This is a genomic window from Nonomuraea sp. KM88 (genome assembly GCF_052245635.1).
In the GTDB taxonomy this organism is placed as follows: domain Bacteria; phylum Actinomycetota; class Actinomycetes; order Streptosporangiales; family Streptosporangiaceae; genus Nonomuraea.
Map to the genome: position 1 here is coordinate 58,565 of NZ_JBQQCC010000026.1, position 23,545 is coordinate 82,109.

General features: G+C 73.0%; 23 protein-coding genes. 14 read left to right on the plus strand and 9 right to left on the minus strand.

Annotated features, from left to right (window positions below):
* Nucleotides 1-64 precede the first annotated feature (64 nt).
* Nucleotides 65-949, minus strand: a complete 885-nt coding sequence (locus tag ACTWPV_RS44665; RefSeq protein ID WP_443156439.1) for an alpha/beta hydrolase — start codon at nucleotides 947-949, stop codon at nucleotides 65-67.
* 391 nt (nucleotides 950-1,340) lie between these two features.
* On the opposite strand from ACTWPV_RS44665, the gene ACTWPV_RS44670 reads away from it, so the two are divergent.
* The 10 genes from ACTWPV_RS44670 (at nucleotide 1,341) to ACTWPV_RS44715 (ending at nucleotide 12,627) form a co-directional block, all read left to right on the plus strand.
* On the plus strand, nucleotides 1,341-2,099 hold the full coding sequence (locus ACTWPV_RS44670) for a GntR family transcriptional regulator (RefSeq protein ID WP_347650093.1): 759 nt from the start codon (nucleotides 1,341-1,343) through the stop codon (nucleotides 2,097-2,099).
* The gene (locus tag ACTWPV_RS44675; RefSeq protein ID WP_443156440.1) at nucleotides 2,096-3,559 is read left to right on the plus strand and encodes an aldehyde dehydrogenase; all 1,464 of its coding nucleotides are present in this window, start codon (nucleotides 2,096-2,098) and stop codon (nucleotides 3,557-3,559) included. Before ACTWPV_RS44670 ends, ACTWPV_RS44675 begins: the two co-directional genes overlap by 4 nt.
* A 54-nt stretch (nucleotides 3,560-3,613) precedes the next feature.
* Nucleotides 3,614-4,945, plus strand: a complete 1,332-nt coding sequence (locus tag ACTWPV_RS44680; protein ID WP_347650091.1) for an MFS transporter — start codon at nucleotides 3,614-3,616, stop codon at nucleotides 4,943-4,945.
* A gap of 33 nt (nucleotides 4,946-4,978) precedes the next feature.
* Entirely contained in the window at nucleotides 4,979-6,472 is a 1,494-nt protein-coding gene (tcuA, locus tag ACTWPV_RS44685; protein ID WP_443156441.1) for an FAD-dependent tricarballylate dehydrogenase TcuA, read from the plus strand.
* Entirely contained in the window at nucleotides 6,469-7,344 is an 876-nt protein-coding gene (locus ACTWPV_RS44690; RefSeq protein ID WP_443156442.1) for an isocitrate lyase/PEP mutase family protein, read from the plus strand. Before tcuA ends, ACTWPV_RS44690 begins: the two co-directional genes overlap by 4 nt.
* The gene (locus ACTWPV_RS44695; protein WP_443156443.1) at nucleotides 7,341-8,207 is read left to right on the plus strand and encodes an NAD(P)-dependent oxidoreductase; all 867 of its coding nucleotides are present in this window, start codon (nucleotides 7,341-7,343) and stop codon (nucleotides 8,205-8,207) included. Before ACTWPV_RS44690 ends, ACTWPV_RS44695 begins: the two co-directional genes overlap by 4 nt.
* A gap of 10 nt (nucleotides 8,208-8,217) precedes the next feature.
* Nucleotides 8,218-9,018, plus strand: a complete 801-nt coding sequence (locus ACTWPV_RS44700) for an N-acyl homoserine lactonase family protein (protein WP_443156444.1) — start codon at nucleotides 8,218-8,220, stop codon at nucleotides 9,016-9,018.
* Between the two features lie 18 nt (nucleotides 9,019-9,036).
* On the plus strand, nucleotides 9,037-9,936 hold the full coding sequence (locus tag ACTWPV_RS44705; RefSeq protein ID WP_443156445.1) for an NAD(P)-dependent oxidoreductase: 900 nt from the start codon (nucleotides 9,037-9,039) through the stop codon (nucleotides 9,934-9,936).
* Nucleotides 9,929-11,011: a PrpF domain-containing protein gene (locus tag ACTWPV_RS44710; protein WP_443156446.1), complete on the plus strand. Its 1,083-nt coding sequence runs from the start codon at nucleotides 9,929-9,931 to the stop codon at nucleotides 11,009-11,011. The genes ACTWPV_RS44705 and ACTWPV_RS44710 overlap by 8 nt, the downstream gene beginning before the upstream one ends.
* Before the next feature lie 77 nt (nucleotides 11,012-11,088).
* Nucleotides 11,089-12,627, plus strand: coding sequence for an AMP-binding protein (locus ACTWPV_RS44715; RefSeq protein ID WP_443156447.1), 1,539 nt, complete (start codon nucleotides 11,089-11,091; stop codon nucleotides 12,625-12,627).
* A 127-nt stretch (nucleotides 12,628-12,754) separates the two neighbouring features.
* On the opposite strand, the gene ACTWPV_RS44720 is transcribed toward ACTWPV_RS44715, so the two are convergent.
* Genes ACTWPV_RS44720 through cseB form a run of 3 tightly spaced genes read right to left on the minus strand, consistent with a single transcriptional unit; the run spans nucleotide 12,755 to nucleotide 15,165 of the window.
* Nucleotides 12,755-13,177 (minus strand): YybH family protein, encoded by a 423-nt coding sequence (locus tag ACTWPV_RS44720; RefSeq protein ID WP_443156448.1) that lies wholly within the window; start codon nucleotides 13,175-13,177, stop codon nucleotides 12,755-12,757.
* A gap of 15 nt (nucleotides 13,178-13,192) precedes the next feature.
* Entirely contained in the window at nucleotides 13,193-14,428 is a 1,236-nt protein-coding gene (locus ACTWPV_RS44725) for an ATP-binding protein (RefSeq protein WP_443156449.1), read from the minus strand.
* Between the two features lie 29 nt (nucleotides 14,429-14,457).
* Complete coding sequence (gene cseB / locus ACTWPV_RS44730) at nucleotides 14,458-15,165, minus strand: two-component system response regulator CseB (protein ID WP_443156450.1); 708 nt, start codon at nucleotides 15,163-15,165, stop codon at nucleotides 14,458-14,460.
* A gap of 180 nt (nucleotides 15,166-15,345) precedes the next feature.
* Here cseB and ACTWPV_RS44735 point away from each other — a divergent pair, with 180 nt between their 5' ends.
* A complete protein-coding gene (locus ACTWPV_RS44735; protein ID WP_443156451.1) occupies nucleotides 15,346-16,530 on the plus strand; it encodes an RNA-guided endonuclease InsQ/TnpB family protein in 1,185 nt (394 codons plus the stop codon).
* A gap of 65 nt (nucleotides 16,531-16,595) precedes the next feature.
* On the opposite strand, the gene ACTWPV_RS44740 is transcribed toward ACTWPV_RS44735, so the two are convergent.
* A complete protein-coding gene (locus tag ACTWPV_RS44740) occupies nucleotides 16,596-17,180 on the minus strand; it encodes a hypothetical protein (protein WP_443156452.1) in 585 nt (194 codons plus the stop codon).
* 298 nt (nucleotides 17,181-17,478) lie between these two features.
* On the opposite strand from ACTWPV_RS44740, the gene ACTWPV_RS44745 reads away from it, so the two are divergent.
* The gene (locus ACTWPV_RS44745; protein ID WP_443156453.1) at nucleotides 17,479-18,729 is read left to right on the plus strand and encodes a heparan-alpha-glucosaminide N-acetyltransferase domain-containing protein; all 1,251 of its coding nucleotides are present in this window, start codon (nucleotides 17,479-17,481) and stop codon (nucleotides 18,727-18,729) included.
* A gap of 60 nt (nucleotides 18,730-18,789) precedes the next feature.
* On the opposite strand, the gene ACTWPV_RS44750 is transcribed toward ACTWPV_RS44745, so the two are convergent.
* Together ACTWPV_RS44750 and ACTWPV_RS44755 are read right to left on the minus strand one after the other, a co-directional pair.
* Nucleotides 18,790-20,016 carry an MFS transporter gene (locus tag ACTWPV_RS44750; protein WP_443156454.1) on the minus strand — a complete coding sequence of 409 codons (1,227 nt, stop codon included), beginning with the start codon at nucleotides 20,014-20,016 and terminating at the stop codon, nucleotides 18,790-18,792.
* Between the two features lie 220 nt (nucleotides 20,017-20,236).
* Nucleotides 20,237-21,316 (minus strand): serine hydrolase domain-containing protein, encoded by a 1,080-nt coding sequence (locus ACTWPV_RS44755; protein ID WP_443156455.1) that lies wholly within the window; start codon nucleotides 21,314-21,316, stop codon nucleotides 20,237-20,239.
* 143 nt (nucleotides 21,317-21,459) lie between these two features.
* On the opposite strand from ACTWPV_RS44755, the gene ACTWPV_RS44760 reads away from it, so the two are divergent.
* Nucleotides 21,460-21,924: a helix-turn-helix domain-containing protein gene (locus tag ACTWPV_RS44760; RefSeq protein WP_443156456.1), complete on the plus strand. Its 465-nt coding sequence runs from the start codon at nucleotides 21,460-21,462 to the stop codon at nucleotides 21,922-21,924.
* A 9-nt stretch (nucleotides 21,925-21,933) separates the two neighbouring features.
* Here ACTWPV_RS44760 and ACTWPV_RS44765 read toward each other — a convergent pair whose 3' ends face one another.
* Together ACTWPV_RS44765 and ACTWPV_RS44770 are read right to left on the minus strand one after the other, a co-directional pair.
* Complete coding sequence (locus tag ACTWPV_RS44765; RefSeq protein ID WP_347650075.1) at nucleotides 21,934-22,260, minus strand: branched-chain amino acid transporter permease; 327 nt, start codon at nucleotides 22,258-22,260, stop codon at nucleotides 21,934-21,936.
* The gene (locus ACTWPV_RS44770; RefSeq protein WP_443156457.1) at nucleotides 22,253-23,020 is read right to left on the minus strand and encodes an AzlC family ABC transporter permease; all 768 of its coding nucleotides are present in this window, start codon (nucleotides 23,018-23,020) and stop codon (nucleotides 22,253-22,255) included. Before ACTWPV_RS44770 ends, ACTWPV_RS44765 begins: the two co-directional genes overlap by 8 nt.
* A gap of 80 nt (nucleotides 23,021-23,100) precedes the next feature.
* Between ACTWPV_RS44770 and ACTWPV_RS44775 the strand changes: the two genes are divergently transcribed.
* Complete coding sequence (locus ACTWPV_RS44775) at nucleotides 23,101-23,541, plus strand: Lrp/AsnC family transcriptional regulator (RefSeq protein ID WP_347650073.1); 441 nt, start codon at nucleotides 23,101-23,103, stop codon at nucleotides 23,539-23,541.
* Nucleotides 23,542-23,545 lie beyond the last annotated feature (4 nt).

Here is a 23,545-nt window from a genome sequence, read left to right on the forward strand (position 1 = left end):
CCAGGACCTTGGACAGGGCCGGTTCGGGGCCCCGGACAGGCCGGTTCGGGGCGGGACGCGGAGGTCACGTGACCGGGAGCCGGGCCGTCCAGTCCGTCACCCGCCGCAGGAACGTCGTCGCGGTCGGCAGGTGAGCGTCGCCCGGGGACAGCACCACGGCGTGGAACGCGTGCGGCATGCCGTCGTAGACGTCGAGCGCCGTGTCGACGCCGGCGGCGCAGGCGGCCTCGGCGAAGCGCCGGGAGTCGTCGAGGAGCACCTCGTCGCCGCCCGCGACGATGAGGAGGGGCGGCAGGCCGCGCAGATCGCCGTAGAGAGGCGACTGCGGCCCCTGGTCGGGGCGCGCGCCCGCGAGATACTGCTCGCCGATGGGGCCCATGATGTCCGGGTCGATGAGGTCGCGGCCCTTGTTGGCGCGGATGGACGGGCTCGAAACCGTGAAGTCGGTGACGGGGGAGACCGCCACGGCGCCCCCGGGCAGAGGGTCGCCGGCCTCGGCGAGCACCAGGAGCGCCGACAGCAGCAGCGTCCCGCCGGCCGACTCGCCGGCGAGCAGGATCCGCTCGGCGGGCACCTCCTGGGCGAGCAGGCTCCGGTGGACGGCCACCACGTCCTCGACGGCCGCGGGGTAGGGGTGGGCCGGCGCGAGCCGGTAGTCGACCGCCAGGGCGGGGCGGCCCGTCGCCTGGGAGAGACGGTGGGCCATGATCTGCTCCATGGCCGGGTTGCTGTGGGAGAAGCCCCCGCCGTGCACGTAGATCGTGACGCCCGCCTCGAGCTTCGCGCCGGGTGCGGTGACCCACATGCCGGGGACGCCGCCGGTCCGCGGCAGGACGGGGGTCATGTCGGCGTCGGCGTCGAGCGTGGGCGGGTCGGTGAACAACGTGCCGAGGTGGGAGCGTACGGCGGCTTTGGCTTCGGGCGTGATGGAGACGTGTGCGAGCTGCACGAAGGGTTCCTTCGATCAAGGTGTGGACGAGCACGGGTGAGCACGGCGTGGCGGTGGCGTCGGTGCCTCGGGCACGCGGGGATGAGCCGGGGGAGGCTCATGCGGGTCCGTACCAGGGCGCTGGGCGCCGTCATGGGCACGGAGGCGTCACGCGGGGCGCGAGAAGATCAGATGAGGCCCGTGAACATAGAGATCAACCCCCGGGTGTCAGGTGCCGCCCACCCGCCGCCGTCCACCTGGCGGCGTCACACGACACGTCGAGCATTACATCCGTGCCGCCGTGCGGTGTCAAGCACCGCCTGCGTCCTCACACTGGAATATTGGGGCTTGTGGGGTGGAGTGTCCTGTTCTAGGGTGTCGTCTGTCGACAGACGACAGATTGGCAGGTTCGATGTCCCCCCCACGTGACCGCAAGGGATTGCCGGAAGGCTTCGACAGCTCGGTGTTCCAATCTCGCCGGTTCGCCGACGAGGTCGCCACGATCATCCGGCAGCTCATCCTGTCCGGCCAGTTCGAGCCGGGAGAGCGGCTGAACGAGCTCAACCTCGCCGAGACGCTGTCGATCAGCAGATCGCCGATCAGGGAGGCGTTGCAGGCGCTGGCCGCCGAAGGCCTCGTGCGCGCCGTGCCCGGCCGGGGCATGTTCGTCGCGGCTTTCGACGCCGTCGCCATCGACCAGCTGGCAGAAGTGCGCCAGGCGCTGGAATGCAAGGCCGCCAGGCTGGCCGCCGAGCGCGCCGACGACGACCTGCTCGACGCGCTCGGCCGGCTGCTGGCCAGCACCAAGGCGGCCCTGGCCGACCCCGATCACCCGTACCCACGCGATCTGGACTTCCACCAGCAGGTTCTCGACATGAGCGGCAACCTGAAGCTGGTGGAGACGGCCAGGAGCGTGTCGAGGCAGTTCCAGCTCGCCCGGGCCCGATCGGGCGAGTCCCCGCCCCGCGCCAAGGCCGCCTTCGAGGAGCACTACCGCATCTACGAGGCGATACGCGCACGCGATCCGGAGGAGGCCGACGCGGCCATGCACGCCCACCTGGAGGCGTCACGGCAGAACGTCAGGCAGTTGTTCGAGGGGATGGCCGGCGATCTGCGAGACGCCGGCGCCCGCCGGCTGAACCTGGGGCGGCAGGAGGGGGGCCCGCCGTGAAACGCGCCCGTATGATCATCGATGGCCGCGCGGAGGACGGCGCCGACCGCTTCGCGTCGATCAATCCCTACACCGGCCAGGAGTGGGCGACCGTGCCCGCCGCGACCCCCGGCGACGTCGGCCGCGCCGTCGACGCCGCCCGCGGAGCCTTCCACGAGACCTGGCGCACCACGCCGGGCGTGCGGCGCGCCCAGCTCATGACCGCCCTGGCCGACCTGCTGGAGGCGCACGGCGACGCCCTGGCCACGATGGAGAGCAGCGACAACGGCAAGGTCATCCGCGAGACCCGCAACCAGATGACCTTCGCCGCGCGCAACCTGCGCTTCTTCGCCGGCTACGCCGACAAGATCTACGGCAGGACCGTGCCGCTGGACCACCCCGGCATGTTCGACTTCACCCGCCGCCGTCCCTACGGCGTCGCCGGGATCGTCACCGCCTGGAACTCGCCGATCGCCTTGCTGGCCAACAAGCTGCCCGCCGCGCTCGCCACGGGCAACACCGTCGTGGTCAAGCCGTCGGAGCACGCGTCGGTGACGACCTGCGAGCTGGGCCTGCTGGCCGCCGAGGCCGGTTTCCCGCCCGGCGTGGTCAACGTCGTCACGGGTGACGGGGCGGTGGGCGACGCGCTGACCGCCCATCCCGGCATCGACAAGATCAGCTTCACCGGAGGGAGCGCGACGGGCGCGCGCGTGGCCGAGGCCGCGGCCCGCCGCCTGATCCCGCTCACGCTCGAACTCGGCGGCAAGTCACCCAACATCGTCTTCGACGACGCCGACCTCGACCGCGCGATCGTCGGCGCCGTCGCGGGGATCTTCGCCGCGGCCGGGCAGACGTGCATCGCCGGCTCGCGCCTGCTGGTGCACCGCCCCATCTACGAGCAGGTGAGCGAGGCCATCGTCGCGCGCGCCCGCGCGATCCGCCTGGGCGACCCGCTCGACCCGGAGACCGAGATGGGCCCGGTGGCCAACCGCCCCCAGTTCGACCGGATCCTCGCTCTCATCGAGGCCGGCCGCGACGACGGCGCCACCCTGCTCACCGGCGGCCACGCCGCGGAAGGGCCGGGCCGAGGCTTGTTCATCCAGCCGACCGTCTTCGGCGACGTCTCCCCGGACATGCGCGTCGCCGCGGAGGAGATCTTCGGCCCGGTGCTGTCCATCATCCCCTTCGACGACGAGGACGAGGCCGTCCGCATCGCCAACGCCACCGACTACGGTCTCGCCGCCGGCGTCTGGACCCGCGACCTGGACCGAGCGCACCGCGTCGCCGACCGCCTGGAAGCCGGCTCGATCTGGGTCAACACCTACCGTTCCACCGCCGCCCAGGCCCCGTTCGGCGGCGTCAAGCGCAGCGGCTACGGGCGCGAGCGCGGCGAGGAGGCGCTCGCCGAGTACACCTACGTGCAGAACGTGATGATCGACTACTCGGGCTCCGCCAGGGACCCGTTCTCCATCCGCACCTGACCACCTCCTCCCAACGCTGCGACACCCTCCATCACTCCCTCACGGAGGTGACCCATGTCCGGACAGAGCCGGCGCGTCGCGCTGGCGACCCTGGTCGGGACCACAGTCGAGTGGTACGACTTCTTCATTTACGGAACTTCCGCCGCCCTGGTTCTGAACAAGCTGTTCTTCCCCGAGTTCTCGCCCACCGCGGGCACCCTGCTGGCTTTCGCCACGTTCGCCACCGGCTGGCTGGCCCGGCCGATCGGCGGTGTGCTGGCCGGTCACTTCGGCGACAAGCTCAGCAGGAAGACGATGCTCGTCGTCACCGTCGTCGGCATGGGCGTGGCCACGATGCTCATCGGCGTCCTGCCGACGTACGCGAGCATCGGTGTCGCCGCGCCCGCACTGCTGGTGGCGCTCCGCGTGTTCCAGGGGCTGGCCGTCGGCGGAGAGTACGGCGGAGCCGTCGTCATGGCCGTGGAGCACGCCCCAGAAGGGCGCCGCGGTCTTGCGGCGAGCTGGCCGCAGATGGGGGTGACTGCCGGGCTCGTGCTCGGCACGGCCGTCTTCTACGCCTTCCTCACCGCCATGCCGGAGGCGAGCTTCCAGGCCTGGGGCTGGCGCGTGCCGTTCCTGCTCAGCTTCGTGCTCGTCCTGGTCGGACTCGTGATCAGGATGCGGATCGTGGAGAGCCCCGCCTTCGAGAACGCCAAGCAGACGCAGGCCGTCGTGCGCCTGCCGCTGGCCGAGGTCGTCAGGCGCCATCCCGGCAGGGTCGTGCTGCTCATCGCCGCACACATCGCGCCCAACACCTACTTCTACACCTTCGCCACCTTCATCCTCGCCTACGCCACGACCACGCTCGGGTTCTCCAGCAGCACCGTGCTGGTCGCGGTCAGCGTCGCCGCGCTGATCGAGACGTTCACGCTGCCGGCGTTCGCGCACCTCTCCGACCGGGTCGGCAGGCGGCCGGTGTACATCGGCGGCCTGGCCTTCCTCGCGGCGTGCACGTTCCCCTTCTTCTGGCTGGCCGGCCAGGGATCGGGGCCGCTGCTGTTCGCCGGCATCGCCGTCTGCATGGCCGTCGGGCACGCCGCGGTGTACGGCACGCAGGCCAGCTTCTTCTCCGAGCTGTTCCCGACCTCGGTCCGCTACACGGGCCTCTCCCTCGGCTACCAGGTGGCCGGCGCGCTGTTCGGCGGGCCGTTGCCCTTGATCGCGACCGCGCTCGTCGGGGTCGGCGACGGCGGTCCCTGGTACTTCGCCGGGTACATGGCGTTCACCGCCGTGATCAGCGCGGTGGCTGCGTACCTGGCGCCCGAGACCTCGCGCCTGCGCATCGCCGACGCGCGGCCGGCCACGGCGGCCGGCGAGGGCGACTCCGCGTACGCGCCGAGCCGCTGAGACTCACCCCTGACGAAAGGAAGATCCTTGTCCATGACGGAGACCGACGTCGTCGTTGTCGGCGCGGGCAACGCGGGGCTGGTGGCGGCGCTGGCCGCGCACGAGGCCGGCGCCCGCGTGATCGTGCTGGAGGCTGCCGGGGAGGACGAACGCGGCGGCAACAGCCGCTTCTCCGGCGGCATCTTCCGCGCCGCCCACGACGGCCTGGAGTCGATACGCCCGCTGCTGACCGAGTCGGACGAGAAGGTGCTGTCCAAGGTGTCCGTCGCGCCGTACAGCAGGCAGCGCTACGCGGGCGACTGGCTGGCCACCTCCATGGGCCGCCCGCCGCGCGAACTGGTCGACACCGTGGTCGACGGGTCCTTCGAGACGCTCGAATGGATGCGGCGGCAGGGCGTGGAATGGGAACTCACCGCCAACAAGCTCTTCGACCTGGACAACCTGGACGGCGTCTACGCGCTGCCGCCCGGCGGCGCCATCCGCGCCAAGGGCGAGGGGGTCGGCCTGATGGAGCGGCTGTTCGCCGCCGTCGAGCGGGCCGGCATCGAGATCCGGTACGACGCGCCCGCCGCCGGTCTGATCACCAGTGGCGCGACCGTCGACGGCGTGCTCGTGCGCCGGCAGAACGGCTTCGACGAGGTTCGCGGGGCGGTCGTGCTGGCCAGCGGCGGGTTCGAGGCCAACCCCGAAATGCGGCTGCGTTACCTCGGCCCCGGCTGGGACCTGGTGAAGGTACGCGGTACCCGGTTCAACATGGGCACGATGCTCACCCAGGCGCTGCACGCCGGAGCCCAGCCGGCCGGCCACTGGGGCGGCTGCCACGCCAGCCCGCAGGACGCCGCGCACCCGCCCGTGGGCGACCTGCGCATGACCGACAAGCTGAGCCGCTACTCCTACCCGTACGCGCTCCTGGTCAACGGGGAGGGCCGGCGCTTCGTCGACGAGGGCGAGACCGAGGTCTGGCTGACCTACGCCAAGACCGGCAGCGCGATCATGCGGCAGACCGGCGGAGTCGCCTACCAGGTCTTCGACCAGAAGACCGTCCACCTGCTCGAACCCCGCTACCGCACCGGCACGCCCGTCGAGGCCGGTACGCTCGCGGAGCTGGCCGGGCGGCTCGGCGTGCCGGCGAACGCGCTGGCCGAGACGGTCTCGACGTTCAACCGTGCCGTCTCGGCCGACGCCGGGTCCCGGTTCGATCCGATGCGGCTGGACGGTGTCTCGGCCGAGCCGGCCGGGCAGCCGCCCAAGTCGAACTGGGCCCAGACGCTGGACGAACCGCCTTTCGTGGCCTACGCGGTCACCTGCGGCATCACCTTCACCTACGGCGGGCTGAAGATCGACACCCAGGCGCGCGTCGTGGACACGACGGGACGGCCGATGCCCGGCCTGTACGCCACGGGGGAGATCGCCGGCGACTTCTTCTACCACAACTACGCCGCGGGCTCGGGGCTCGTGCGCGGCGCGGTGTTCGGCAGGATCGCCGGGGGGAACGCGGCGGCGCGGGCCGCCGGTGGTACCGGGTGAGCGCCCTTCGCGCGCTGCTCGGCTCAGGACGGCTGCTCGTCGTGCCCGGCGCCGCCAACGCCCTGACCGCGCGGGTGATCGAGGACTGCGGTTTCGAGAGCGTCTACGTCACCGGCGCGGGGCTGGCCAACAGCCATCTGGCGGTCCCCGACATCGGGCTGCTGACCTTCAGCGAACTGCTCGCACACGTGGCGGCGATCCGCGAGGCGGTGAGCGTGCCGCTCATCGTCGACGCCGACACGGGCTTCGGCAACCCGATCAACGTCCGCCGCACCGTCCGCGACCTGGAACGGGCCGGCGCAGGCGCGATCCAGATCGAGGATCAGAGTTTCCCCAAACGGTGCGGCCACTTCGCCGGCAAGAGCGTCGTCCCCACCGGGGAGATGATCGCCAAGATCCGGGCCGCGGTGGACGCCAGGCGCGACGACGGCACCCTGATCGTCGCGCGCACCGACGCGCGCGCCGTGGCCGGGATAGAGGAGGCCTGCGCCAGGGCCAACGCCTACCGCGCGGCGGGCGCCGACGTGGTGTTCGTCGAGGCGCCCCGCTCGGAAGCCGAGGTGGAGCAGGTCGCGGCCAAGGTGCGCGGGCCGCAGGTCATCAACCTGGTGCACGGTGGTGTCACGCCCATGCTGCCCGAGCGGCGGCTGCGCGAGCTGGGGTTCGCGATCGCGCTGCACGCCAACCTGCCGCTGCTGGCCGGGCTGAAGGGCATCCAGGACGCGCTGCACACGCTGCGCGCGGGAACCGCTCCCGGCGAGTCGCAGCTCGCCAGCTGGGCCGAGCGGCAGCGGCTGGTCAGACGGCCGGAGTTCGAGGTGCTCGAGGCCCGCTACGCCACCTCGTCCCCGTCGGAGGAAGGAACGTCATGAGCACCAGACTCGGTTTCGTCGGCCTCGGCGTCATGGGCGGGCCCATGTGCCGTAACCTCGTGCGCCGCGCGGGCGTCCCGGTGACCGCGTTCGATCTTGACGCGAAGGCGCTGGACGCCTCAGGGGCGGACAGGGCGGGCTCGGCCGCGGAGGTGGCCGAGCGCAGCGACCTCGTCTTCCTGTCGCTGCCCGGCGGACCCCAGGTGGAGGCCGTCGTCCTGAACGAGCTGCTGCCGCGCGCGCGGGCGGGACAGACCATCGTGGACCTGAGCACCTCGCCCGTCGAACTGGCGCAGCGCCTCGCGGCGCGGCTGGCCGAGGCGGACGTCGCCTTCCTCGACGCGCCCGTCGCCCGCACCCGGCAGGCGGCCGTCGACGGCACGCTGAGCATCACCGTGGGCGCGCCCGACGCCGCCGCGTTCGCCCGCGTCGAACCGTACCTGCGCCACCTGGCGACCGAGGTGCGGCACTGCGGCCCGCCCGGCGCGGGCGCCCTGGTCAAGCTGGTGAACAACCTGGTCGTCTTCGAGACCGTCGTGGCGCTGGCCGAGGCCGTCACGCTGGCCAGGCGCACGGGGCTGGTGGACGACGCCACGCTCTTCGACGCGCTCGCGGCCGGCTCGGCGGCGAGCTTCGCCCTGGACAACCACGGCCGCAAGGCGCTGCAGCCGGACACCCACCCGCGCGGCGCCTTCCCCGCCGCCTACATGCGCAAGGACATCGGGTACGCCCTCGACCTGGCCGAGCGTGCGGGCCTGCGACTGCCCGCCGGGCGGCTCGCGCACGATCTGCTCGGCACCGCCTGCGCGCGAGGGCATGCCGAGGAGTACCACACCGTCGTCGTCAAAGTGATCGACCAGTGAGGTGAAGACCATGACAGCCCCGGCGCACGAGGTCTACGCGGTCAAGTTCGGCCAGCATCCCGGCGGCAAACGAGCGCAGTACTTCCACGGCTCCGCCGCCGAGCCGCTGGAGAAGCCCACCCAGCTCGACTACTTCGTCTGGCTGATCAGGTCGCCCGGCCAGGACCCGAGCCGCGACATCGTGGTCGACGTGGGGTTCACCGCGGAGACGGCGGCGCGCCGCGGCCGCGAGCACTGGCAGGCCCCGTCGCGGGCGCTGGAAGGGCTCGGCGCCGACTGCTCGGCCGTGCCGTACGTGATCCTTTCCCACTTCCACTACGACCACGTCGGCGACGTGGAAGCGTTCACCGGCGCCAAGTTCGTCGTTCAGGCCAGGGAAATGGCCTTCTGGACCGGCAGGCACGCCGCCCGCCACGAGTTCCGCAGGCTCGTCGAGCGCGCCGACATCGAGCGGCTGGCCGGATACGCGCTCGACGGCCGGGTGTTGTTCGTGGACGGAGAGCACGACGTGGTGCCCGGTGTGCGCGTGCACCACGTCGGCGGGCACACCGCCGGGCTGCAGATCGTCAGCGTGGCCACCGCGCGCGGCACCGTCGTGCTGGCCGCCGACGCCTCGCACCTGTACGCCAACGTCGAGGACGACGCGCCTTTCGGCGTCCTGACCGACCTGCCCGCGATGTACGACACCTTCGACCGCATGCGCGCCCTGGCCGCCGCTCCCGAGCTCATCGTGCCCGGGCACGATCCCGAGGTGCTGGCCAGGTTCGACCCGGTCGACGGCTTCGAGGGCCGGGCCGTCCGCATCGCATGAAACTGGGGAGGAACACCGATGGCTGACAACATGTGGGAGCCCGTGTGCGTCGTGGGGCTGGGCGCGATGGGCGGCGCCGTGGCGGCCCGCCTGGCCGCCGCCGGTCGCGAGGTCGTCGGCTATGACCTGGACGAGGTGGCCGTGCGCCGGGCGGCCGAGGCGGGCGTGACCGCCTCGGCCGGCCCGGCCGAGGCGGTCACGGGCGCGCGCACCGTCATCACCAGCCTGCCCGACGCGGCGGCGGTGCGCGCCGCGTGGTGCGGGCCCGGCGGACTCGTGCGGCATGCGGCGCCCGGTACGTTCGCCGTCGAGCTGAGCACGATCGACCCCGGCACGATGCGCGAGATCGCCGTCCCGGCGCGCGCGGCTGGGCTGCGCGTGGTCGACTGCGCGGTCAGCGGCGGGCCGGAGGAGGCGGCCGCGGGCGCGCTGGCGCTGATCGCCGGGGCCTGGGAGGCGGACCTGCGTGACCTCGAACCGCTGCTGGGCCGGATCGGCACGTCCATCGCGCACACCGGTGACATCGGGACGGGCAAGGTGGTCAAGCTCGTCAACAACCTGATGTCGATGGCCAACGTGCTCGTCGCGGCCGAGGCCTTCCAGATCGGCGTGGCCGCGGGCGTCGAACCGGAGCGGCACTTCGACGTGTTGTCGCGGAGCGGGGGACGCTCGCACCATTTCACCAAGAGGTTCCCGTGGGCCATCGCCGGCGACTTCCGCCCGCGCTTCACCGTCGCGCTCGGCGAAAAGGACCTCGGGCTCGGGCTCGACCTGGCCCGCTCGGTCGGCGTGCCCGCTCCCGCGGCATCCGTCGCGCGCTCGATGTACGCGATGGCCGTCGCTGAGGGGCTGGCCGGCCAGGACATCGTCGCGCTGAACCGGCTGTACCAGCGGTGGGCGGAGCGAGCGCATGAGTGAGCCGATTCCCGCCGTGCTGATGCGCGGCGGCACGAGCAAGGGCCTGTTCCTGCACGCCCGCGACCTGCCGCCGGCGGGCCCCGCCCGCGACGCCCTCATCCTCGACCTCATGGGCAGCCCCGACCCGATGCAGATCGACGGGCTCGGCGGCACGCACTCCAGCACCAGCAAGGTCGTCGTGGTCGAGCCTGGGGGCGACGGCGACGACGTGTGGTACTGGTTCGCCCAGGTCGGGGTGGACCGGCCGATCGTGGACTGGTCGGGCAACTGCGGCAACCTCACCTCGGCCGTCGGGCCGTTCGCCGTGGACGAAGGACTGGTGACGGCCGTCGAACCGGTGACGCGGGTGCGGCTGCGCAACGGCAACACCGGCGTGCGCATCCTGGCCGAGGTGCCGGTGCGCGACGGCAGGGCGCGCGCCGCCGGGACGCACCACATCCCGGGCGTCAGGCGGCCCGGCGCCCCGATCGTCACCCGCTACCTCGGCCTCGGGCCCTGCTATCCCGCGTCGGGGCCCGTGTCGCTGCTGGACGGCGAGGACGGGCCCGTCGAGGTGACCATCCTGGACGTCACCCACCCGTACGTGTTCGCCCGCGCCGAAGACCTGCGAGTGGACCTCGGCGCCGCGCCGCCCGCCGCGCTCGGCGCGGACGGCGCCCTGCTGGCCAGGCTGGAACGGCTGCGCGGCGCGGCGGCGGTGGCGCTGGGCCGCGCCGCGCAGCCGGACGAGGCGGCCAGGGACTCGCCGATCGTGCCGCGCATCGCGCTCGTCGGCGAACCCCTGGACGACGGTCACCACGTCGCCGCGCTCGGCGTGTCCATGGGCAGGATCCACCACGCGCTGCCGATGACGGCCGCGCTGTGCCTGGGCGCCGCCGTGCGCCTGCCCGGCACCGTCCCGTCGGGGGTGGCGCGCGGTGTGAGCGACGCAACGGTCCGCGTCAGGCATCCGCGCGGTGTCGTCGAGGTGCTGGCCGACGTCGACCCCGCGGCGTCGCCGCCCGTGCGGTCGGTGGGCGCGGTCAGGACCGCCCGCCGTCTCATGGAGGGGCGGGTGTACCCGGGCGGCGACTGATCGCGGCGACGCGGGTTCCCGTCCGGGCTGAGCGGGTACGCGTACCTCCTCCCGTGAGAAAGGCCTGGGGTACGGCGATGATCGAGAAACTGGCCGAGCTGGGCGAGTTCGGCGCGCAGGCCGCCGTCGCCCTCACCCGCAACGGGTTGCTGCGACCGACCCATCCGGCCGCGCTCGCCCGCGTGGTGGAGGCGTACCGGCATTTCCACGTGACCCCGGCCGCCGGGCTGGCGATGGCGGCGGCGCGCTGGCCGGACCGGCAGGCCGTGGTGGACGAGGACGGCGCGCTCACGTTCGCCGAGCTGGACGGGCGCGCCGCCGCGCTGGCCGCCGGCCTGCACCACCGGCTCGGCGTGGAGCCGGGAACGACGGTGGCGGTCATGTGGCCCAACCACCGCGGGTTCGCGGAGGCGGTCGCGGCCGTGTCCCGGCTGGGCGCGGACCTGCTGCTGCTCAACACAGGGCTGGCCGGGCCGGCCCTGCGCGACGTGCTGCGCCGCGAACAGGCCGACGTGCTCGTCGCCGCGCCCGGCCTGCCGCCGGTGGACTTCGCCGGGCGGCGGGCCGGCGACCTGGACGAGCTCATGCGCTCCGCCGCCCCGCCCCCTCCGGTGCCGCGGCGGCCGGGACGGCTGGTGCTGCTCACCTCGGGCACGACCGGCCTGCCCAAGGGCGCGCCCCGGCGGCTGTCGGTGGCGGGGCTGGCCGAGCCGTTCGTCGCGATGCTGGCCACCGTGCCGGTGCGCGGCGGCGAGCCGATGCTCATCGCGCCGCCGCTGTTCCACGGGCTCGGCATCCTCTGGTACGCGGTCGCGCTCGTGCTCGGATGCCCCGTCGTCCTGATGCGCCGCTTCGACCCCGACGCCGTGCTCGACGCCCTGGAGCGGCACCGGGCCGGCGCGCTGGTGGCCGTGCCGGCCATGCTGTCGCGGCTGCTGGCCCGCGAGCCCCGTGACCTGCCCGGCCTGCGGGTGGTGGTCTCCGGCGGTGCCGCGCTCCGGCCCGACCTGGCCACCGCGTTCATGGACGCCTACGGCGACGTGCTCTACAACCTGTACGGCTCCACCGAGGCCGGCTGGGCCGCCCTCGCCACGCCCGAGGACTTGCGGGAGGCCCCTGACACGATCGGCCGCCCGCCGCGCGGCGCCACCGTGCGGATCGCGGGACCGGACGGGGAGGAGCTGCCGGCGGGCGAGACGGGGCGGGTTCTGGTCGGCGGCGGGCTGGCGTTCGGCGCGCGGGCGGGCGAGCTGATGGGCACCGGCGACCTGGGCCACCGGGACGGGGGAGGGCTGCTGTTCATCGACGGCCGCGACGACGACATGATCGTCTCCGGCGGTGAGAATGTCTTCCCGCAGGAGGTGGAGAACCTCCTGGCCCGCCTGCCGGGCGTCGCCGACGTGGCCGTGCTGGGCGTGCCCGACGAGGAGTACGGCCGGCGCCTGGCGGCATATGTGGTCGCCGAGGAGGGCGTCACGCTGTCGGCCGACGAGCTCAAGAGCGCGGTGAAGGCGGAACTGGCGGGTTTCAAGGTGCCCCGCGACGTCGTGTTCGTGCCGTCGGTCCCGCGCAACCCGACCGGCAAGGTCGACCGCTCCCGGCTCACCGGCCGCTGAGCCCGCCGCAGGGCTCACCGGCCGCTGGGCGGGCAGTGGGGCTCACCGGCCGCGGGACCCGGAGGCCCGGGGGCCCGCCGGGGCCCGCCGGGCGCCCGGGCCCGCGCGTGCCTGCGCGACCGGCGGGTCAGGCGCTCTCGGGGAACGAGGCCGTCCCGTGAGGGTTGTCGATGACGTAGCGCCACTGGCCGTCGGGGTCGCGCCGGACGACGTCGGTGGCGGTGCCGGACATGTCGATCCGGCTGCCGTCCCCGGCGGTGCCCCGCATCGACCAGTCAACGATGAGCAGGGCGATGTCGCCGGCGACGTACACGTGCCGGGGGCGCGCCTCGATCGGCAGGCCGAAGCTTCGCAGGTGCTGGTTGGCGGCCAGGCGGCCGGCACCGGTGACGGGATGGCCGGGGACCGGCACGAGGACGGCGTCGTCTTCGTAGACGTGGTCGAGGGCCTGAGCGTCACGGGCGTTCATGGCCGCCACGAAGCGGGCGGCGGCGCTGCCGGGGTCGCCTGCGAGCATCACGCGAGGCCGGGAAGTGTCATGAGCGTTCATGACAAAATGATCATATCACGGATGGGGGTCGCCGGCGTCGGCGAGGGCGAGGGCGAGGTCGAGCGTGGCCAGCGCGCCGCCTTCCGGCGGGTTGGCGAAGGTGAGGCGGGCGCCCAGCACGCCGGCCTGGCCGGCGGCGATGGTCAGGCCCAGGCCGTGACCAGCGGTCGTCCGGTCGCCGCCCTTGCGGAAACGCGCCGGCCCGTCGCGCAGCAGATGGCCGGGGAATCCGGGGCCGCGGTCGTGGACGGTGACGCGGGCTCCGTCGACCACCACGGTGATCGGCGGCCGGCCGTGGAGGGCGGCGTTGGTGAGCAGGTTGGCCAGGATGCGCTCCAGGCGGCGCGGGTCGGTGGCCACGACGGCGGCGGCGCGGACCACGACCCGCGCGTCCGGGGCGAGCGCCGCCGCGCGGTGCGTGGTGAACTCCCCGAGGGCGACGTCGGACAGGGCGGGGCGTTCCGTGGCGGTGTCCAGGCGGGCCACCTCCAGCACGTCCTCGACGAGGGCGCGCAGGGCCTGGGTGCGCTCCCGCACGATGTCGGTCATCCTGCCGGGCGGCAGGAGCTCGGCGGCGGTGGTGAGGCCGGTGAGCGGGGTGCGCAGCTCGTGGGCGATGTCGGCGGTGACCCGGCGTTCGGCTTCGAGGCGGGCCCGCAGGGCGCCGGCCATCGCGTCGACGGCGTGGGCGAGCTCGGTGGCCTCGTCGTGGGAGCGGCCGCCGATCGCCGCGCCCACCCGGACGGTGGGGTCGCCGGCGCTGACGTGGCGGGCGGCGGTCGCCGCCCGGCGCAGCCGGTCCGACAGGCGCGCGCCGATGGCGATCCCGGCCAGGGTGCCGCCGGCGACGACCGCGGCCGAGCCCAGCAGCAGGACCCGGTCGAGCGCGGCCAGGTCATCGAGGCTGTGCCGGTAGTCGGAGCGCAACGACAGCACGTGGTCGCCGGTGCCGGCCGCCGCCCAGACGAAGGTGCCCTCGGAGGTCTGGCGCAGCGCGGTGGCGACCTGCCCGTCCCGTACCGCCGCGCGCAGATCAGCCGGCACGGCCGGGTCGTCCAGCCGGCTGCCGAAGGCCGGCTGGCTGCCGCGGTGATATTCGCGCAGCAGCAGCTGGATGCGTTCGGCCTGCAGGCGGTGGGCGTCGTCGGCCTGCTTGCGGGCGTAGGCGAGATGGACGATGAGGCTCAGCGCCACCGCCACGACGACGCTGACCGCGGCGACCGTGGCACTGATCTTCCAGCGTAGGCTCATCCGCCGTGCCCCCGTGGCCCGCCGCAGCCTCACTCGCCCTCCGCGCGCAGCTTGTAGCCGAAGCCGCGCACCGTCTCGATGCGTTCGCCGCCGATCTTGTTGCGCAGCCGCTGCACGTGGATGTCGGCCAGCCGGGAGTCGCCGCCGTAGGCGTAGTCCCAGACGCTTGCCAGCAGCACGTCCCTGCTGAGCACCGTGCCGGGCGACTCGGCGAAGCGCAGCAGCAGCCGCATCTCGGTCGGGGTGAGCGCCACCGGCCTGCCGCCGCGCAGCACCCGCATGCCGTCGACGTCGATCTCCACGTCGCCGAAGCGCAGCGGGCGGGCGCGCCGCCCGGCCGGAGCGCCGCCCTGAGCGGTGCGAGCGCTGCGGCGCAGCACCGCGCGGATGCGGGCCAGCAGCACCGAGCCGTCGAAGGGCTTGGTCACGTAGTCGTCGGCGCCCGCCTCCAGCCCGACCACCACGTCGACGGCGTCGTCCCGGGCCGACAGCATGATCACCGGGACGAGGCTCTCCTCGCGGATGCGCCGGCACAGGCTCACTCCGTTCATGCCCGGCAGCATCACGTCCAGCAGCACCACGTCGGGGGTGCGGGCGCGGAAGGACTCCAGGCCGGCCATCCCGTCGGCGGCGGTCGTGACCGTCAGGCCGTCGCGTTCGAGGGTCAGCTGGGTCACTTCCCTGATCACCTCGTCGTCCTCGACGAACAACACGTGCGGGGTCTCGGTGGCGTCCATCAGAGTCTCCCGAGGGGACCGTCGCCTTGAGGAGACGGGTGAATCGGGAGCGGGAGGGCCGTCAAGGCCCGAGCGTGCCCTGACCTGTCACATCTGCGCATCGCGGATGTCCTTTCTGGTTTTGTCGGCGCCAGCCGATATCGTGGCGTTGTCGTTACCGAACGTGACGGGAGGTGGGGTGTGCGCAGGTCGTTCCGGTTCCTGTTGCGCCCCACTGCCCGGCAGGCGGCGGCGCTGGCGGCGTGTCTGGAGGATCACAGGCAGCTCTACAACGCTGCCTTGGAGCACCGGCGCACCGCCTACGCCAGGGCGGGCGTGAGTGTCCGGTACGGCGATCAGTCGGCCGAGCTGAAACACATCCGTGCCGACGACTCGGGCGGGCAGGGGCGTTGGTCGTTCTCGTCCCAGCAGGCCACCCTGCGACGGCTCGACAAGGCGTTTCGCGCGTTCTTCGACCGCGTCAGGGCCGGACGCGCGCCGGGGTTCCCGCGGTTCAAGGGGCGTGGCCGGTTCGACACGGTTGAGTGGCCGAAGGACGGCGACGGCTGCCGGTGGGACTCCCAGCCCGAGCACCCGACCGTCGCCTACGTGCGCCTTCAGGGGGTCGGGCATGTCCGCGTTCACCGGCACCGGCCCGTGCGCGGCCAGGTGAAGACGATCAGCGTCAAGCGCGAGGGGTCCCGCTGGTTCGTGGTGCTGTCGTGCGACGACGTGCCCGCCGAGCCGCTGCCCGCCACCGGCGCGGTGGCCGGGATCGACATGGGCGTGGCCTCGCTCGTCACCACCTCCGACGGTGGCCGGGCGGCCAACCCCCGCCACCTGGCCGCCACCGCCGGCCGTCTGGCGGACGCCCAGCGAGACCTCGCCCGCAGGAAACGGGGCTCCAAGCGGCGGCGCAAGGCGGTGGCCCGCGTCACCGCGCTGCACGCCAAAGTCCGCCGTCAGCGGCTCGACCACGCCCACAAGGCCGCGCTCGCCCTGGTCCGCATCTATGACGTGATCGTGCACGAGGACCTGCGGATCGCGAACATGACCCGCTCGGCGTCCGGCACGACCGAAGCCCCCGGCCGGAACGTCGCCGCCAAGTCTGGGCTCAACCGGTCGATCCTGGACGCGGGCTGGGGGGTGTTCCTGACGATCCTCGCGCACAAGGCTGAAAGCGCCGGTCGAGAGCTGATCGCGGTGGACCCCGCCGGCACCTCCCGCACCTGTGCCCGCTGCGGGCACTGCGCACGGGAGAATCGCGTCACCCAGGCCGCGTTCGCCTGTACGGCGTGCGGGCATGCCGCGCACGCTGACGTGAATGCGGCGGTCAACATCGTGAGGGCAGGGCTTGCCCTTCGCCAGGCTGCGCAAGCGGCTTAGCGAGAAGCCGCTTCCTTCAGGGAGCGGAGGAGTCACGAAATCTCTGTTCAGCCTTTCGGGTCGTCTCACGCGCCGTCGAGGACGAGCGTGCGGCCGCTCCAGCGCAGTGGCGTCGTCCGCGTCGCGGTCGGGCAGGAGGCGGCGTCGCCCGGCCGGTATTCCGGCCGCACCAGGACCAGGGCCGCGTCGCGGACCTCGACGCGGCTGCCCGCGCCCTCGTGGGCGTAGACCCGCTCACCCGGCTGATCTCCGGCGAGCCGGTAGACATAGGTGCCGCGGGTGCCCTCGTATCCGCAACTCCGGCCCGGGCAGGTGTAGACGGTGACGGCCACCAGGCGGACGTGCCCCCAGTCGCCGGACAGGGAGATCTCCTCGGAGTAGACGGGGAACTTGCCGTGCTCGCACCGCCTGATCGCGGACGTGCTCTTGGTGCCCAGCCGTGGATCCTCCCGCAGCACCTGCAGGCCGTCGAGGTCGGACGGCGTGCCGGCAGCCGTCTGCGCCGGCGCGGGCGAGGCCCGCTCATGACTGGCCCGCCCCTCCACCCGCACCCGCGGATCGATCCCGCAGCCGGCCACGGCGGCCGATCCGGCCAGGGCGAGAGCGCACAGCAAGGCCCCCGCGACGGCGGACGGTTTTCTCAGCGACATGCCGCAGATAATACCTGCCGCGCATTGTTACAAGACCTATGGATTACCGCTGGCATTTCGATGTGAAAGCTGAAAGGAATCGACGGCGTCCGCCTTTACGGTGGTCGGCGTGGAGCTTCGCGTTCCGTCCCGGGCTCTGCGTCAGGGCCGGTGATGCGGCCGGAGACCATGCGGCCGATAACACGCGAGCCCTGTCGAAGAAATTCCGTGTCGCATTCAGAGAAGACATCGAAACGTTCGCCCGGAGAAAGCCGGACCATGTCCCCGCCTTGGAGGCTGACCTGAAATGAACCATCCCGTGGACGTTCCCCATGACGCCCCGCCGGCGAACCGACCCCGGCCCCCGCGGGGGCGGCTGCTGGGGCTGGACGCCGTGCGGGCGCTGGCCATCGTCGGCATGGTCTACATGCACGTCAGCCCGACCGGATGGCTGGCCCCGGCCCCCATGCCGGAGAAACCGGCGGTGCTCGACTGGGTCGAGCACGCCGTCTCCGGCCGGTCGATGAGCCTGTTCGTGCTGATGGCCGGCATCTCGGTGGCGCTGATGACCGGTGGGCCCGCGCCCCTGGACGGCGAGCGGCTGACGACGGCCAGGAGACGGCTCGCGATCCGCGCGGCCATGCTGTTGCTGATCAGCCTGTGCGTGGACCAGCTGTCCGGCATGAACCTGTCGATCCTCGAGTTCTACGCCGTGTGGCTGCTGCTGCTGATACCGCTGGTACGGCTGCGCCCGGGCACGCTCATGGCCGCCGCCGGCGCCCTCGGGGCCGCGCTGCCCGTCTTCTGCTTCGTCGTGCTCAACTACGGCCGCACCTGGGCCATCTCCCCGATGAACGCGGCCGGCGCCGAGCCGGCCTTCGGCCTGACGCTGCTGCTGAGCCCGCAGGACTGGCTGGCCAAACTTCACCAGCTGCTGATGGGCGGCGGTTTCCAGACGCCGTACGCGATCCCGCTGCTGCTGGCCGGACTGGCCATCGGCCGGCTCGATCTGCGCAGCCCGACCGTGCGCGCCAAGATGGCCGGCTGGGGCGCCCTGCTGGTGGCCGTCAGCTGGCTGGTGTCGTGGGTGGCGCTCGTCCCGCTGGGCGCCGAGCGGGCGCTGGCGGCGATGATGGAGTCCGCCGGCGGGCCGATGCTGCAGCCGTGGGCGTCGGTGCTGACCCTGCCGCCGCACCAGCTGTACGCGCTGAGCATCCCGATGGCGCCGATGATGACCGGGGTCGCGCTGCTGCTGCTGGCCGGGCTCCTCACCCTGCTGGAGCGGCCCGGCTGGCAGGTGGCCCTGCGGCCGCTGACCGCCGCCGGGAGCCTGGCGCTGACCTGGTACGCCGCTCACCAGGTCTTCATCGAGCGGGTGGCGGGCGATCCGCCCTACGCCTTCACCCTGTTCGCCGGCATGGCGGTCTTCGCCTTCGCCGTCTCGCCGCTGTGGTTGCGGTGGATGCGGCGCGGGCCGCTGGAATGGCTGGTCCACCGGGTCATCGTCATGGTCGTGCCGGACCGTCCGGTGCCGGACCGCGCGGGGGCCAGGCACAAGGCCGGCTGGTAGGCCGCGCGCGGTCGAGCCGAGGGGGACCCGCGCGAACCCTTCCCGGCTCGGCCGCCCGGCTCACCGGCCCCGGCGCCTGGCCAGCAGCAGGACGCACGCGATGGCGCCGAGCAGCACGGTGGCCAGTCCCGAGGCGCCGAGCGTCGCCTGCGGGCCCAGCGCCGTCGTGACCGGTCCGCCCAGCGCCGTGCCGAGCGGCGATGCGGTGAGCAGCGCCGCGCTGCGGGCGGCGAGCATCGCGGCCAGGTGCTCCGGCGGCGACTTCGCCTGCATGAGCGTCACCGAAAGCGCCACGAACGGCCCGTAGACCGCGCCGCCGACCCCGAAACACGCGACGGTCACGGCCACCGGCACGTCGAAGGCGAACGGCAGCAGCAGGAGCCCCCAGCCGAGCACGATGGCGACCGTCACGGGCCACAGCGGCAGCCGCCGCAGCGTGCCGGCCGCGAGCCCGCCGAGCACCGCGCCGGCGCCGAACACCATCCAGTAGAGGCCGAGCAGCGTGCCGGGCGCGCGCAGGTCGTGGGTCACGTGGAGTGGCAGGGCCACCTCGACCGGGCCGTACAGCAGGTTGAAGAACCAGGTGAGCGTCAGCAGCCCGAGCAGCTCGGGACGGGACCGCAACAACGCGAGCCCGCCGCGGGCGGCCGTCCGGTCGACGGGGGAGACGGGCCCCGACTCCGGCAGCCGCGTGCGCAGGACGATCACGGCGAGGAAGACGTAGGTGAGAGCGTCCAGGCCGAGCACGAGCGCGGAGCCGACGTACGTCACCAGCACACCCGCGAGCGCGGGGCCGGCGATCGTGGCGGCGAAGTTGAGCGAGCTGACGAGGGTGTTGGCGGCGAGCCGCTGCTCGCCCGGCAGCAATTCGGCCAGCAGGGTGTACTTGCCCGCGCTGCCCCACGCGTGCAGCAGGGACGAGCCCGCGAGCAGCACGACGTACAGCGGAAGGCTGAGCAGCCCCGCGAACCAGGCGAGCGGCACGGCGCCGAGGAACACGCCGCGCACCACGTTGTCGGCGAGCAGTATCCGCCTGGCCGGCACCCGGCGCATGCGGCGGCCGAGCACCAGCGCGCCGGCCACGCCCGGCATCGTGTACGCGGCCACCGCGCCGCCGACCCACAACCCGGCGCTCGCCTGCGGCGCGAGCTCGACGGCCAGCCACGCCACCGCGACGAAGCTCATCCCGTCCCCCAGGTACGAGACCGCGAAGCCGAGGATCAGCCGCCGGAACACCCGGTTGGCGAGCACCGGCCGGTAGGCGGTGGGGACGAGACGCCGGAGCACGGTAGGGACCTCGGAACGCGGCATCATGCACGGCGGATCGGTTCGGCGCGGCGGCGGTCGGGGTCCTCGTGCGGGAGGAAGGCCGCGTGAACGGTGATGCTCATGATGGTCACGTTAGGCGCGGGCGGGGAGCGGCGCTTCTCGATTCCTGCTGGGCCGGTCGCGAAAGGAGGCCCACGCGAGCCGCTGGATGAGGGCGACGCGTCCGGGGACGAGGCTTTCAGCGCGCGGCGGAGCGGGCGCGGTCCAGCAGGTTTAGCGTCAGGTCCGGCTCCAGGTCCTCGAGGTTCCACCGGGAGTCCCGGTAGGCGTGGTTGCTGACCCAGAACGCCATCACGCCGTCGTCCAAGGACCTGGCGTACGTCGCCAGCGACCAGGAGTTGCCGCCGTCGTGCCAGGCGATCCGGCCGTCGCCGGTGTCGAGCACGCTCCAGCCGTACGCGTACGACTCCTCCGAATCCGGCATCGGCGCGTACGGGGTGAAGAGCTTCTCCTTGGCGATGTCCGTCAGGACGGCGTCGCCGGTCAGGGCGCGGTGCCAGCGGAACATGTCGCGGGCGGTGGACAGGATGCCGCCGTTGCCGCGCAGGTTCCAGTACGGTCCGTCGGCCGCCCACGGATGGTCGTAGGGCCGGCCCCTGCTGCCGCCCCGGGCGTCGTACTCCACGGCCACCTGGTCGCGGTCCCACCTGGGCAGCGCGTACCCGGTGCTGGTCATGCCGGCGGGGGCGAACAGGTGCTCGGCCAGGAACTCCTCGTAGCCCATGCCGGAGACCTTCTCGATGATCGCGGCGAGCACGCTGTAGCCGAGGTTGGAGTACTGGAACCGCTCGCCCGGGGCCGACAGCGGGTCGGAGGCCAGCGCCCCGGCCAGCATGTCCTCGCGCGACTGTACGTCATAGTCGTCGCCGAGCGCCTCGGGCAGGCCCGCCGTGTGGGTCAGCAGGTGATGCACCGTGATCTGGCGTTTGCCGGGCGGGACCGGGCCGAGATGGGCGCTGACCGGGTCGCTGGTGCGCAGCCTGCCCATCGTCTCGAGCTTCAGGATCGCGGCCGCCGTGAACTGCTTGGTGATCGACATGACGTCGTACACCGTGTCGCAGGTCGCGGGGGTCCCGGCGGCGCGGTCGGCCAGGCCGAAGCCCTGGCAGTGAACGATCCGGTCGCCGCGCGCCGTGACGACCGTGCCGCCGGGTCCTTCGGGCAGCGTGCGGGCCAGGAAGGCGGCCAGGGGTTCGCCGGCGGCGGGGGAGCACGCGGCCATCGCCAGCACGAGCATCAGCAGCACACCGGTGCGCATGTGACCTCCAGGAGTCGGGAGGCACCAGTTGACCTGCGCCGCCGGACCTGCTCAACATGTCCGGGCGTCCGGGTTCGTACGGGACACCGTACGTCCAGGTCAGCGCGCAGGGCACCATCCGGAGATCGACACAGGAGCGAACCATGACCACCACCCCGCCCCCGTCCCCGGCCACCGGCGAGACCGCGTTCATGCACGAGCTCCGGCGTCTCAAGGCCTGGTCGGGCCTCAGCTTCCGGGAGCTGGCGCGCCGCGCGTCCGCCGCCGGTGACGCGCTGCCCTCCTCCACCGCCTCCACGATGCTCGGCAGGAACCGGCTGCCGCGCCACGAGGTCCTCGTGGCGTTCGTCCGGGCCTGCGGCCTCGACGAGGAGCAGGTGCGGGCGTGGGCGGACGCCCGCGCCGGGATCGCCGCCGGCACACCCGAGCCCGCACCGGCCTCCGCGCCTGCGCCGGCACCGGAGGCCGTGCCGGTGCGGCGCACGCGGGCCTGGAGGCGGCGGGTTCTGGCGGGAGCGGCGGCACTGGGCGTGATTCTGGCCGGAGGGGCGGCGCTGACGCTCGGAAGTGACTCGGTCGAGACGTACGAGACGACCGTCGTACGCTGACCCCGGCCGTCAGAAGGCGTTGACGAGGACGACGTACACGGTGGTGCCGAGGCCGACGCTCAGGATCGTGCGGCGGCCGAAGGCGAGGTGGACGCCGGCGGTGACGGCGACGGCGAGCAGCGCGTGGAGCGCCGCCCGTGGTTCGGCGGCGATGGTGCCGTGCAGGGTGGTGACGGCGAGGATCGCGAGGATCCCCACCGGCATCCACACCGACAGCTGCCGCACCGTCGCCGACGTGCGGAGCGCGCGCAGCGCCGCGAAAGGCATGGCGCGCAGGGCGAAGGTGATGCCGAACACGATCGCGAGGACGGCCAGCAGGTAGGGCGTGCTAGGCACCGGCGGCCTCCCCGACGGTCTTCCCGGCGCTCCCTCCAGCGGCCCGGCGGGTGGCGAGCAGGTGGCGGGCCAGCAGCAGGGCGAGGAACACCAGCAGCGCGGTGACCAGGGCGACGCCCGGAGTCAGCACGAGCGCGGCCGCGACGCTCGCCACCGCGAGCAACACGGACGGGATCTCGCGGCGCGAGCGGACCGCGTCCAGGGCGAGCGCCGTGAACAGGGCGACGAGGGCGAACTCCAGGCCCTTGACCGGGCCGGGCAGCGCCGTGCTGAGAGCGACGCCGGCCAGGCCGCCGCCGACCCAGTAGGCCTCGCAGGCGATCTGCATCGCCAGCAGCCGGGGCGCCGAGCGTTCGGCCTCGGGCAGGGCGGCGTTGACCGCGTACGCCTCGTCGATCATCGCGTAGACGGCGTACGCCTTGGCGAGCGGGTGCCTGACCACGTGCAGCGGGAAGGAGAAGGCGTAGAACACGTGACGGAAGTTGACCACCAGGACGGTCAGGGCGATCGCGCCCAGCGGCGTGACCGTCGCCGCCATCCCCACCACCAGCAGCTCCACGGAGCCGGCGAACGCGGACAGCGACAGGGCCGGGGCCAGCCACCAGGGCAGGCCGGCCTGGACGACCAGCAGGCCGAGCGCGATCCCCAGCGGGAGGATCCCCAGCCCGGCGGAGAACGAGTCGCGCACCCCGGCGGCGATCTGCTGCCGCCGGGTGGCTGGGAGTGACGTGGTGACCTGCGAGGGAACGTGTTGTCGCACCTCTCCATGGTCTCGCAGATCGCCCGCCATGTGGTTGCCGATGTTGCCCGCCGAGCCCGCTCTGATGCAATGTTCTCACTGTGGATGCGATAGATCGAGCAATTATCACCGAGCTGGAGCGCGAGGGGCGGCTGACGAACGTCGAGCTGGCCCACCGGGTCGGGCTCACCACGGGGCCGTGCCTGAGACGCGTCCAGCGGCTGGAGGCCGACGGCGTCATCCGCGGCTACCGGGCCGTCATCGACCCCGCCGCCGTGGGGAGGTCCTTCGAGGTGCTGATCGACCTCACCCTCGACTCGCAGGACGCGGGGACCGTCGAGCGCTTCGAGCGCACCCTGGCGCAGGCCGGGGAGGTCGTCGAGCTGCGCCGCCTCTTCGGCACCCCCGACTACTTCATGCGCGTGGCCGTCGCCGACCTGGCCGCCTACGAGACCTTCCTCAGCCAGTACGTCATGACGATCCCCGGCGTGAGGGGTGTCACGTCGAACTTCACGATGAAGAACATCAAGTCGGCCCCGTGACGGC

Excerpts from the sequence above, each read along its gene's own strand:
- ACTWPV_RS44725 (WP_443156449.1), bottom strand. The coding sequence starts at position 14,428 with ATGAGCCTACGCTGGAAGATCAGTGCCACGGTCGCCGCGGTCAGCGTC.
- ACTWPV_RS44755 (WP_443156455.1), bottom strand. The coding sequence starts at position 21,316 with ATGCGCACCGGTGTGCTGCTGATGCTCGTGCTGGCGATGGCCGCGTGC.
- ACTWPV_RS44715 (WP_443156447.1), top strand. The coding sequence starts at position 11,089 with ATGATCGAGAAACTGGCCGAGCTGGGCGAGTTCGGCGCGCAGGCCGCC.
- ACTWPV_RS44670 (WP_347650093.1), top strand. The coding sequence starts at position 1,341 with ATGTCCCCCCCACGTGACCGCAAGGGATTGCCGGAAGGCTTCGACAGC.
- ACTWPV_RS44680 (WP_347650091.1), top strand. The coding sequence starts at position 3,614 with ATGTCCGGACAGAGCCGGCGCGTCGCGCTGGCGACCCTGGTCGGGACC.
- ACTWPV_RS44695 (WP_443156443.1), top strand. The coding sequence starts at position 7,341 with ATGAGCACCAGACTCGGTTTCGTCGGCCTCGGCGTCATGGGCGGGCCC.
- ACTWPV_RS44700 (WP_443156444.1), top strand. The coding sequence starts at position 8,218 with ATGACAGCCCCGGCGCACGAGGTCTACGCGGTCAAGTTCGGCCAGCAT.
- ACTWPV_RS44720 (WP_443156448.1), bottom strand. The coding sequence starts at position 13,177 with ATGAACGCTCATGACACTTCCCGGCCTCGCGTGATGCTCGCAGGCGAC.
- tcuA (WP_443156441.1), top strand. The coding sequence starts at position 4,979 with ATGACGGAGACCGACGTCGTCGTTGTCGGCGCGGGCAACGCGGGGCTG.
- ACTWPV_RS44710 (WP_443156446.1), top strand. The coding sequence starts at position 9,929 with ATGAGTGAGCCGATTCCCGCCGTGCTGATGCGCGGCGGCACGAGCAAG.
- cseB (WP_443156450.1), bottom strand. The coding sequence starts at position 15,165 with ATGGACGCCACCGAGACCCCGCACGTGTTGTTCGTCGAGGACGACGAG.
- ACTWPV_RS44760 (WP_443156456.1), top strand. The coding sequence starts at position 21,460 with ATGACCACCACCCCGCCCCCGTCCCCGGCCACCGGCGAGACCGCGTTC.
- ACTWPV_RS44740 (WP_443156452.1), bottom strand. The coding sequence starts at position 17,180 with ATGTCGCTGAGAAAACCGTCCGCCGTCGCGGGGGCCTTGCTGTGCGCT.
- ACTWPV_RS44705 (WP_443156445.1), top strand. The coding sequence starts at position 9,037 with ATGGCTGACAACATGTGGGAGCCCGTGTGCGTCGTGGGGCTGGGCGCG.